Genomic DNA, 10,459 nt, shown 5'->3' with positions numbered 1-10,459 from the left:
CTTTTGTAAGACTGACTTGTCTGAAAATTTAAACTTATTTCCCTTTCTCTTAAATATGATGTGGATATAATAAATTATGATATAATTATTATAGAATCGATATATTTAATAAGGAGAGGATTCCATGAGTAAAAACATTGATTGGAGTAAGTTGGGCTTCGCTTATATGAAGACAGACCTGCGTTATGTATCGAAGTGGAAGGACGGAAAATGGGACGATGGACAACTAGTTGAGGACAATAAGCTTGCAATTAGTGAATCTTCAACAGCTCTGCATTATGGACAGCAATGCTTTGAAGGATTAAAGGTATATAGAACAAAGGATGGAAAAATTCAGCTCTTTAGACCTGATGAAAATGCAAAGCGTTTAAATAACAGCTGTCGTCGCGTAATGATGCCTGATATGCCAGTAGAAAAGTTTATTGACGCTTGTGTTCAAGTTGTTAAGGCAAATGCAGATTATGTTCCACCTTATGGAACAGGTGCTACCCTTTACTTAAGACCATTTGTTATTGGAGTTGGTGATAATCTTGGAGTAAAGCCTGCCCCTGAGTACCTATTTGTTGTATTTTGTGTTCCAGTTGGACCATATTTTAAGGGTGGTATGACTCCTGTAAACTTTACAATATCAGAATATGACCGTGCTGCACCCTATGGAACTGGAGCAGCTAAGGTTGGTGGAAACTATGCAGCAAGTATGTATCCCCATAAGCTTGCAGTTGAAAAGGGCTATGCCGATTGTATTTACCTTGACCCTTTAACCCACACTAGAATTGAAGAGGTTGGCGCTGCAAATTTCTTTGGAATTACTAAGGATGATAAGTTTATTACACCTAAATCTCCTTCAATACTGCCAAGCATAACAAAGTATTCATTAATGTATTTAGCCAAGGAGTACCTAGGTATGGAGGTTGAGGAAAGAGATGTATTGGTAGATAACCTAGATGAGTTTAAAGAAGCTGGAGCCTGTGGTACTGCTGCAGTTATTACCCCTATAGGTGGTATAGAATATAAAGGAAAGCTTCATGTTTTCCATAGTGAAAAAGAAGTAGGACCAATTACTAAAAAGTTATACAATACACTTTATGGCATTCAATTTGGAGATGTTGAAGCTCCAGCTGGATGGATTGTAGAGGTTAAATAGTTTAACCATAAATAAATAGCTTGCCTTTTGGCAAGTTATTTTTATTCTTTCTTTATTAATAATGATTATCATTTTCTTTTGCGGGTATATTAGGGTTAAGAGGTTGATAAACCTAATATACTATTTAAGAGGAGGTTATTTTATGAAATTTAATTTACCTAATTTAGATTACTCATATGATGCATTAGAGCCCTATATAGATAAAGAAACTATGGAGATTCACCATTCAAAGCATCATCAAGGGTACATTAGCAAGCTAAATGATGCATTAGAGGGACATGAAGCCCTACAAGAAAAAGATATTGAAGAATTGCTACAATCATTAGACAAGTTACCTAAAGAAATATATTGGGCTGTTAGAAATAACGGTGGTGGCTATTACAACCATTCTATATTTTGGAAGGTTATGGATCCTAACGGAGGCGGAGAGCCAAAGGGAGAGCTTTTGGCAGACATTAACAAAACCTTTGGAGGCTTTAAGGAATTTAAAGAGGCATTTAATAAAGCTGCTGCAACCCGCTTTGGTAGCGGTTGGGCTTGGTTAATTATTAACTCTAATAATGAACTAGAAATAATTTCTACACCAAATCAGGATAATCCAATAATGGATGGTAGTAAGGTTTTAATGGGTATAGATGTTTGGGAGCATGTCTATTATCTAAAATACCAAAATAAACGTCCCGACTATATTGAAGCATGGTGGAACATAATTAATTGGGATTATGTCAGTGAAAGATATAACACATATAAATAAGTCAATCTTCCTATTTCTATCTACAGGGCCCCAGTTATATTAACTGGGGCTTTAATTGATATTTTACTTTTGCTAAAGGCTAGTACCAATAGCACCATCAGTATTAAGCTAAGTATCATTAAATGAGTATTATCGTTTTGTGAGTTTTTTGAAAAATGCTACCTATTCCTCTAGCTTCATTTTTGCATACATACCACTTCCTATTATTCCTGCATCATTTCCTAGCTTTGCTAAGGCTATTTCTGTAACATTCATACCTTTAACATATATATATTTACCTACTTCATCTTTTAAATTCCTTAGTAAAAAGCTTCCTGCTCCAGATACTCCTCCACCAATTGCAATAATTTCTGGATCAAATATATTAATTAGATTACCCAATCCTATAGCTAAGTATTTTTTCATTCTGTCAACTGCAAGGGAGGCAACCTCGTCACCCTTAGCAGCGCAATCAAAAATTAGCTTTGCATTTAATGAGCTAGTATCTCCATTTATTAGACTGTTTAAAATACTTTCATTACCCTCCTTTAAAAGCTTTCCACAATATTTAATCATTGCAGTTGCAGAAACATAGGTCTCCCAGCAGCCATTTTTACCGCAGCTACAATCGTAAAAGTTCTCACCAATTACAATGTGTCCCATTTCTGTACCTATTCCGTGACTGCCACTGTAGACTTTCTTGTTAATTATTAAGCCTCCACCTAATCCTGTTCCTATAGTTAGAAATATTGAGTTATTTGTTCCCCTTGTAACACCCTTAAAAAATTCAGCTACAGCAGCAACTGTTGCATCATTATCTATAAAAACCCTTAGCTTCAGCTTTTCCTCTAAAAGCTCTCCTAAAGGTATATTTTTCCAAAAGAGATTAGAAGCAAAATACACAAGCCCATGATTATTTGATACACCAGGTATGCCTACTCCTACTGCCTTTATAAGCTCAATAGGTATATTCACCTCCTCAATAACCTTTTTAACTAAGTAAGTAATACTATTTATTATACCTTCAGCTCCTTTTTCTACTTCAGTGGGTCCACTAACTTTATTTATTATATCTCCTTTATCGGTTATAAGACCTACTTTAATGCTGGTGCCTCCTAAGTCTACCCCTATATAATACAAGTCATTCACCTCTTTAAAGTTTTATACAAAAGAGATTCGACTGTTTTACCCTATTTCCCTTCTAAATAGTGCTTTATGTAACTAACTATTTTAAAGAAAACTTGGTTCATATGGAGTTTTTTCTTAACCTGAACTCTAGGAGAACTAATTTCGAAGCTAAGCGGCACTTATCTCATGCTTAAGAAGCGGAAGTGTTAGTAGCACCGCTGAGATAAAATAACAGCAATATTAGTATTTATATTGGAGGTATAGCCTATTATATATAGAATAATATAGTAAAACTTAATAAAGGAGTGAGCTTAGTGAATAAAGTAAGAATAAAAAAAGCACTTGAAAAAATGGAGATTAATTCAATTTCCCATTTAATAATTACAGATCCACCTTCTATTTTCTACTTAACAAATAAATGGTTTAGTCCCGGAGAAAGAATGCTTGCTTTATACTTATCTCTATCGGGTAGTCATAAGCTTTTTGTCAATGAGCTTTTTCCAATAGAGAAGGATTTAGGAGTAGAAATTGTTAGATTTAGTGATACTGATCAGCCCGTTAACATGCTTTTTGAAGCTATTGCCTTAAATTCCGGAGCAAAGGTTGGAGTAGATAAAAATTGGCCATCTAGGTTTCTTTTACAGCTAATGGAGCTTACATCTGATTACACCTTTGTTAATGGTTCATTTGTTTTAGACAGTATAAGAATGATAAAGGATACTGAGGAGCTTCAACTTATGCAGGAGGCCTCCACTATAAATGACAGGGCCATAGAAAAGCTAATAAGCTATATTTCTCCTAATGTTTCTGAGGAAGAAGCCTGTAAAAAGCTACTAAATATTTATGCGGAGTTGGGTACAGAAGGTCCCTCCTTTGATCCAATAATTGCATTTGGTAGCCATTGTAGCGACCCCCACCATAAACCCAATAACACATGTCTAAAGGCTGGAGATAGCATTATAATTGATATTGGCTGTAAAAAATCCTCCTATTGCTCTGATATGACAAGAACTATTTTTTATAAGTGGGCTTCTGATGAAGCAAGGAAGATATACAATATTGTAAAAGAAGGTAATAGAAGGGCCATTGAAATGGTGAAGCCTGGTGTTAAATTTTGTGATATTGATATAGCAGCCAGAGGCTATATTGAGGAAATGGGTTATGGAAAATACTTTACCCACAGAACAGGTCATTCAATAGGTCTTGAGGTTCATGATGAAGGGGATGTTTCATCTGCTAATACCAATGTAGTTTTGCCAGGTATGATTTTTTCTATTGAGCCTGGAATATATATTCCTGGTGATTTTGGCGTTAGAATAGAGGATTTAGTTGCTGTAACCGATGATGGGTGTATTGTTCTTAATAGCTTTACAAAAGAGCTGACTATAATAGATTAAATTTTTAATGTTTCTTAAATATCTCTTTTCCCCTACTATAATGTCGTATATAATCTATATGTATGTAGTATTTGTGCTAATAAATTTTATATATAGATTAGCTTCTAAAAATGAAGGGAGATAAAAATGAGTATATTAACAGTAAAGGATTTAAGCCATGGTTTTGGAGATAGAGGAATTTTTAATAATGTCTCCTTCCGTCTTCTTAAGGGTGAGCATATAGGCTTAATAGGAGCCAACGGTGAAGGAAAGTCAACCTTTATGAATATAATTACTGGAAAGCTTGAACCAGACGAGGGGCAAGTTGAGTGGTCAAAAAATGTTAGAGTTGGTTATTTAGATCAGCATACAATACTTCATAGAGGTCTTTCTATTAAGGATGTATTAAGAACAGCCTTTAAATATCTTTTTGATATGGAAAATCAAATGAATGAAATATGTAACAGGATGGCAGATGCAGCCCCTGAAGAGTTAGAAAAGCTGATGGAGGATATGGGGGATATACAGGATATTTTAACCAATAACGACTTTTATATTATAGATGCCAAAATAGAAGAAGTTGCTCGAGGCTTAGGCTTAGATGATATTGGTCTTGATAATGATGTGCAAGACCTTAGTGGTGGTCAAAGAACAAAGGTACTCTTAGCAAAGCTACTACTTGAGAAGCCTGATATACTACTTCTGGATGAGCCAACAAACTTTTTAGATGAACAGCATATAGAATGGTTAAAAAGATATTTGCAAAACTATGAAAATGCTTTTATTCTTATATCCCATGATATTCCCTTCTTAAATAGTGTTATTAACTTAGTTTATCATATGAAGAATCAAGAGCTAAATCGCTATGTTGGGGATTATGATAGCTTTATGCAGGTTTATGAGGCCAAAAAGCAACAGCTTGAGGCTGCCTATAGAAAGCAGCAGCAGGAAATAGATGAGCTTAAGGACTTTGTTGCTAGAAATAAGGCACGGGTAGCCACAAGAAACATGGCTATGTCTCGCCAAAAGAAGCTAGACAAAATGGAGGTTATAGAGTTAGCTAGAGAAAAGCCCAAACCAGAGTTTAACTTTAAGGAAGCAAGAACGTCTGGTAAGTTAGTTTTTAAGACAACTGGATTAGTTATAGGCTATGAAGAGCCCCTTTCTAAGCCTTTAGATTTACAAATGGAGCGAGGTCAAAAAATTGCTTTAGTTGGTGCAAATGGCTTGGGTAAAACTACTCTTTTAAGAAGTATATTAGGTGAAATAAATGGGATTTCAGGTACAGTTGAGCTTGGAGATTACCTTCATATTGGATACTTTCAACAGGAAATAAAGGAAGCAAATTATAACACATGTATAGAGGAGGTATGGAGTGATTTCCCCTCATTCACTCAATATGAAGTAAGGGCTGCTCTAGCAAAGTGCGGATTAACCACTAAGCATATTGAAAGCAAGGTTGTTGTTTTAAGTGGTGGCGAGCAGGCGAAGGTTCGCTTATGTAAGCTTATTAATAGAGAAACAAATATTCTAATATTAGATGAGCCTACAAACCATTTGGATGTTGAGGCTAAGGAGGAGCTTAAAAGAAGCCTTAAAGCCTATAAAGGCAGTATTCTTTTGATTTGCCATGAACCAGAGTATTATCAAGATATTGTCACTGACGTTTGGAATTGCGAAAGCTGGACAACTAAAATCGTATAAGTTCAAGCCTCCTCAGATTATAGACAAGGTCTTCAATCTAGGGAGGCTTTTATTATGTTAAATATCGTTAATCTGCCAATCTATTACTTTACATCCAGTGTTTTTAAGGAATTCATTAGTCCTAGAAAAGGGTCTACTCCCCATAAAGCCCCTTAGGGCTGAAAATGGGCTAGGATGAGGTGACTTAATTATGTAATGGTGGGGTGCAGTTATTAAAGCTTCCTTTTCTTGTGCGTTTTTTCCCCAAAGAATAAATACAACTGGCTTATCCCTCATATTAAGTAAAGAAATAATCTTATCGGTAAAGATTTCCCAGCCTTTCCCTTTGTGGGAGTTTGGCTCTCCCTGTCGTACCGTTAGTACAGTATTTAGCATTAATACCCCCTCCTGTGCCCACTTTTCTAAAAATCCGTGATTTGGTATATTAAAGCCTAAGTCACTATAAAGCTCCTTAAATATGTTTTGTAGGGAGGGTGGCACTTTAACCCCAGGCTTAACTGAAAAGCTTAAACCGTGGGCTTGTCCTTCACCATGATAAGGGTCTTGTCCTAAAATTACTGCCTTTGTTTCTTTATATGATGTATAGTGAAGTGCATTAAAAATATCATATTTATCTGGGTACACAACCTTTTCCATATACTCCCTCTTTAGAAACTCTCTTAGCCTTAAATAAAACTCTTCTTCAAACACATCCTTGAGTAGGGGGTGCCAATCGTTTTTTAGTATAGTCATATAAACACACCTCTTTTTGACTTTATTATACTATTCTATCACATTGATATTTTAACTCCAATATTACTATAATCTACTGCTTTTCTTATTGTAAACATAAGCTTACATTAATTGATTAAATGTGGAAAAGCTATATATAATTATATTTTATTGGAGGTAATTCTATTGAACAATATGAATGAAGATACTAAAATTCCTTTAACTCCCGAATCCTATTGGAGGTCATCTACTAAAATACAGTCCTTTGAAGCATTAAAAAATGACATTGATACTGAAGTTGCCATTGTTGGAGGTGGTATTACTGGTATAATATCAGCCTATTTACTATTACAAGAGGGTATTAGGGTAGCCTTAATTGATGCCAGCAGTATTTTATATAGAACAACAGCCCATACATCAGCTAAAATCTCTGTACAGCATAATTTAATATATGATGAATTAATACAGCATATTGGTATAGAAAAGGCGAAAATGTATTATACAGCAAATAAAGATGCATTAGATTTTTACAAAGATATAATTAAAAAACATAACATAGAATGTGATTTATCAAAGGAGGATAGCTATGTTTACACCACCTCTAATGACAGTGTTAACAAAATTATGAAGGAAGCAAGTGCATATCAGAAGCTTGGAATAGAGGGTGAATATCTAGAGGACTTACCTATTCCTGTTGATATTAAAGGAGCAGTAGTAATGAAGAATCAGGCTCAATTCCATCCCTTGAAATTTTTACAGGTTTTAGTAAGGGAAATTATAGGTATGAAGGGTTCAATATATGAAAATACAACAGCAGTTGATATAGAAACTGGAGATAAGCTAAAGGTCATTACAAGAAGAGGTAATGTTATTAATTGTAAAAGTGTTATCATATCCTCCCACTTCCCATTCTATGGTATTAAGGGTTTATACTTCTCTAAAATGTACCCAGAAGCCTCATATGTACTGGGTGTAAAATTAAAAACTGAATATCCAGGTGGAATGTATATAAGTGCAGATGATCCTAAAAGGTCACTTCGCTATACCGATTATAATGGTGAAAAACTAGTATTAATAGGTGGAGAAAGCCATGTAACTGGTAAGGATAAAGAAACAATGGAGCATTATTACGCCTTAAAAGCCTTTGGTGAGGAGACATTTGGACTAAGTGAAGTCTTGTATAGGTGGTCCACTCAGGATTTAACCACCCTTGACAATATACCCTATATAGGTAGACTAACGGCTAATAATAAGAATATCTTTGTAGCTACTGGCTACAAAAAATGGGGTATGACTAATAGTGTGGTGGCTGCTAATTTACTAAGGGATCTTATTCTTGAAAGGGATAATCCTTATGTAGATATTTTTACACCATCTAGGTTTAATCCAGACCCTAGCATTAAAAACTATATTAAGTTTAATACTAATGTTGCGAAAAAATTCTTTTCGGGAAGACTAAAGCCAACCTATAGATCTCTTGAGTCTTTAAAAAACGACGAAGGGGCAGTAGTGATTGTAGATGGAAAAAAAGCAGGTGCCTATAGAGATATTGATGGCGAGCTTCATGTGGTAAGTAATATGTGCCCCCACTTGGGTTGTATGTTAAACTGGAATCATGGAGAAAGAACGTGGGATTGTCCTTGTCATGGTTCTAGGTTTTCAATAGATGGTAGTGTTATTGAAGGTCCTTCAGAAGCAGGGCTGAAAAAATTACAGATTTGAGAAAAACAAAGTCTTAAAATAGTAGACTGATCAAAAAGTCTTAAAATAGGGCTTTTTCATCAGTCTTAAATCTAATCTATTTTTCCATAGCTTTTATATAATCCACCATGTATTGTGGTAAATCTGGAGGTCTTCTACTGGAAACAATATGTCCATCCACTACACTAGGCTCATCTAGCCATGTGGCACCAGCATTTATCATGTCATCCTTAATGCCAGGTGTACTGGTAACCTTTTTACCCTTTAATATATCAGCAGATATTAGTATCCATCCTGCGTGGCAAATTTGTCCGATTGGTTTTTTATTTCTGTCCATGTATTTAACAATATCTAGCACCTCTTTATATCTCCTTAGCTTATCAGGAGCCCAGCCTCCAGGTACCAACAGCCCATCATAGTTTTCTGCCTTTACATCAAGAAATGAATAGTCTGAAACAATTGGTACTCCATACTTGCCAATATATTTTTTATTAGCTTCCTCTCCTGCAATATCTACTATGGCACCTTCCTCCCTCAATCTAAGAACTGGATACCAAACCTCTAAATCCTCAAAATCGTCATGAACAATATAAAGCACTTTTTTTCCCTTCAATCTCATAACTCAAACCCCTCCTCATTAATCTAGAGCTTTTTCAAAAGCCTTTTTTTCTTCAATACCTTTGCTTAGTGCTAAGCAAATGTTTAGAGTATCCTCCAAAGTGAAGCTTTTACTAAATCTTCTCTTTAACACTTTAAAATATGAAAAACTCACTGGTGAATATTCTTCAATTTTTCTTATGTATTCTTTACTAAACATCTTCTCATTTTTTGAAATAGCTTCATATATCATAATTATACAACTTTCACGTATAACATCCCTTAGTTTTTTTGCATCCTGTGTAGAAAATAAGTTACACTCATATAATACTTTATCAATAAACCAAAAAAGCTTATTAACTAATTTATCTAGCTTCCACAACTTCATTGATTGTGAAAAGAATGTTGTGTGTTTATTTTCAAAGTCAATTGTTGCATCCTGCAAATCATCAATTATTTGAAGTAATATACCGTACCCAAACATAAATTTAGATTCATTTTCTGTAAGCTTCCCCTTTACTAAAAACCCATCTGCTAAAACAGAGGCTCCCCCTTTTTCAAAGGTAATTCCTATAATATCCCTTTCATATGGAACTGTAGGACCTTTTTGCTGATTAAGGCTCTTTTCTTGTGCAGAATGGATTGCAACAAGACTTTCAAACACTTGCTTGTATTTTTTTCTTGGGTATTCATCCTCGATCTTTTTTACTAGCCTGTATATACAATTCTCATGTTTGTTCTGAGTTTTTTCCCCTGCTCCTTCTAACCATTTTCTGAATTTTTCATTAAACTTAAGTTTATTATTAATGTCTATATATGTATCATCAAGGTAGTTATCACTATAGGGATATAACATGCTGTAGGCAAAAACCGAAGGGGTTAACTCCACATTTATACCAAACAAAATCTGTATACTGTTCGTTATCCACACATTTCTAATTGCCTGAAACATATCTTTAGTACTAAGCTCAGAGTCAAAAGCCTTAACTTCCTTAATAAACAAATCTGTAACTCTTGAATAGCCTTTGTCAGCAAAAAAGTCTAATGTTCTATTCTCATAACCAATTATATTTAGTTCCAGTTGGTTTATTAAAGTAGTTACCTGATGGCTCCAAATCTTTAATTTTTCCTCTTCATTAGGCATTTCCTTCAATATTTTCAATAGTTCTTTTCTAAAAGCTTCTATTTTAATTTTGTTTCTTTTTTTATCTCTATTGCTAATTACTTTTCCAAGGTTAGGGATATCAGTACTTGTTTGCCACCAAATAGATAAATATTCTTCTTTAAGCTTAGAAACTAGTTTCTTAAAATCTCTATCATATTTATTATTTTTTTCACTTATCCTCTTAAAAACTATCCCCATTT

General features: G+C 34.5%; 9 protein-coding genes. 5 read left to right on the top strand and 4 right to left on the bottom strand.

Annotation, left to right across the window (positions count from 1 at the left end):
- Window positions 1–124 precede the first annotated feature (124 nt).
- Entirely contained in the window at window positions 125–1,144 is a 1,020-nt protein-coding gene (locus F8154_RS12930; RefSeq protein WP_151862042.1) for a branched-chain amino acid aminotransferase, read from the top strand.
- A gap of 142 nt (window positions 1,145–1,286) precedes the next feature.
- Window positions 1,287–1,898: a superoxide dismutase gene (locus tag F8154_RS12925; protein ID WP_151862041.1), complete on the top strand. Its 612-nt coding sequence runs from the start codon at window positions 1,287–1,289 to the stop codon at window positions 1,896–1,898.
- A gap of 162 nt (window positions 1,899–2,060) precedes the next feature.
- Here the strand turns inward: F8154_RS12925 and F8154_RS12920 are convergent, their stop codons facing one another.
- Window positions 2,061–3,017 (bottom strand): ROK family protein, encoded by a 957-nt coding sequence (locus tag F8154_RS12920; RefSeq protein ID WP_151862040.1) that lies wholly within the window; start codon window positions 3,015–3,017, stop codon window positions 2,061–2,063.
- A 302-nt stretch (window positions 3,018–3,319) separates the two neighbouring features.
- On the opposite strand from F8154_RS12920, the gene F8154_RS12915 reads away from it, so the two are divergent.
- Window positions 3,320–4,402, top strand: coding sequence for a M24 family metallopeptidase (locus F8154_RS12915; RefSeq protein WP_151862039.1), 1,083 nt, complete (start codon window positions 3,320–3,322; stop codon window positions 4,400–4,402).
- Window positions 4,403–4,528: 126 nt separating this feature from the next.
- The gene (locus F8154_RS12910; RefSeq protein WP_151862038.1) at window positions 4,529–6,085 is read left to right on the top strand and encodes an ABC-F family ATP-binding cassette domain-containing protein; all 1,557 of its coding nucleotides are present in this window, start codon (window positions 4,529–4,531) and stop codon (window positions 6,083–6,085) included.
- Window positions 6,086–6,142: 57 nt separating this feature from the next.
- Here the strand turns inward: F8154_RS12910 and F8154_RS12905 are convergent, their stop codons facing one another.
- The gene (locus F8154_RS12905) at window positions 6,143–6,817 is read right to left on the bottom strand and encodes a uracil-DNA glycosylase (protein WP_151862037.1); all 675 of its coding nucleotides are present in this window, start codon (window positions 6,815–6,817) and stop codon (window positions 6,143–6,145) included.
- A 174-nt stretch (window positions 6,818–6,991) separates the two neighbouring features.
- Between F8154_RS12905 and F8154_RS12900 the strand changes: the two genes are divergently transcribed.
- Entirely contained in the window at window positions 6,992–8,518 is a 1,527-nt protein-coding gene (locus tag F8154_RS12900) for an FAD-dependent oxidoreductase (RefSeq protein WP_151862046.1), read from the top strand.
- 76 nt (window positions 8,519–8,594) lie between these two features.
- On the opposite strand, the gene F8154_RS12895 is transcribed toward F8154_RS12900, so the two are convergent.
- Both F8154_RS12895 and F8154_RS12890 read right to left on the bottom strand, forming a co-directional pair.
- Window positions 8,595–9,116: a type 1 glutamine amidotransferase domain-containing protein gene (locus F8154_RS12895; protein WP_151862036.1), complete on the bottom strand. Its 522-nt coding sequence runs from the start codon at window positions 9,114–9,116 to the stop codon at window positions 8,595–8,597.
- A gap of 18 nt (window positions 9,117–9,134) precedes the next feature.
- A complete protein-coding gene (locus F8154_RS12890; protein WP_151862035.1) occupies window positions 9,135–10,457 on the bottom strand; it encodes a hypothetical protein in 1,323 nt (440 codons plus the stop codon).
- Between the last annotated feature and the right edge of the window lie 2 nt (window positions 10,458–10,459).

This window comes from Alkaliphilus pronyensis (genome assembly GCF_009017275.1).
Classification (GTDB): Bacteria; Bacillota; Clostridia; order Peptostreptococcales; family Natronincolaceae; genus Alkaliphilus_C; species Alkaliphilus_C pronyensis.
Note: the sequence above shows the minus strand (reverse complement) of the source record. Positions and strands in the feature narration are given on the sequence as shown.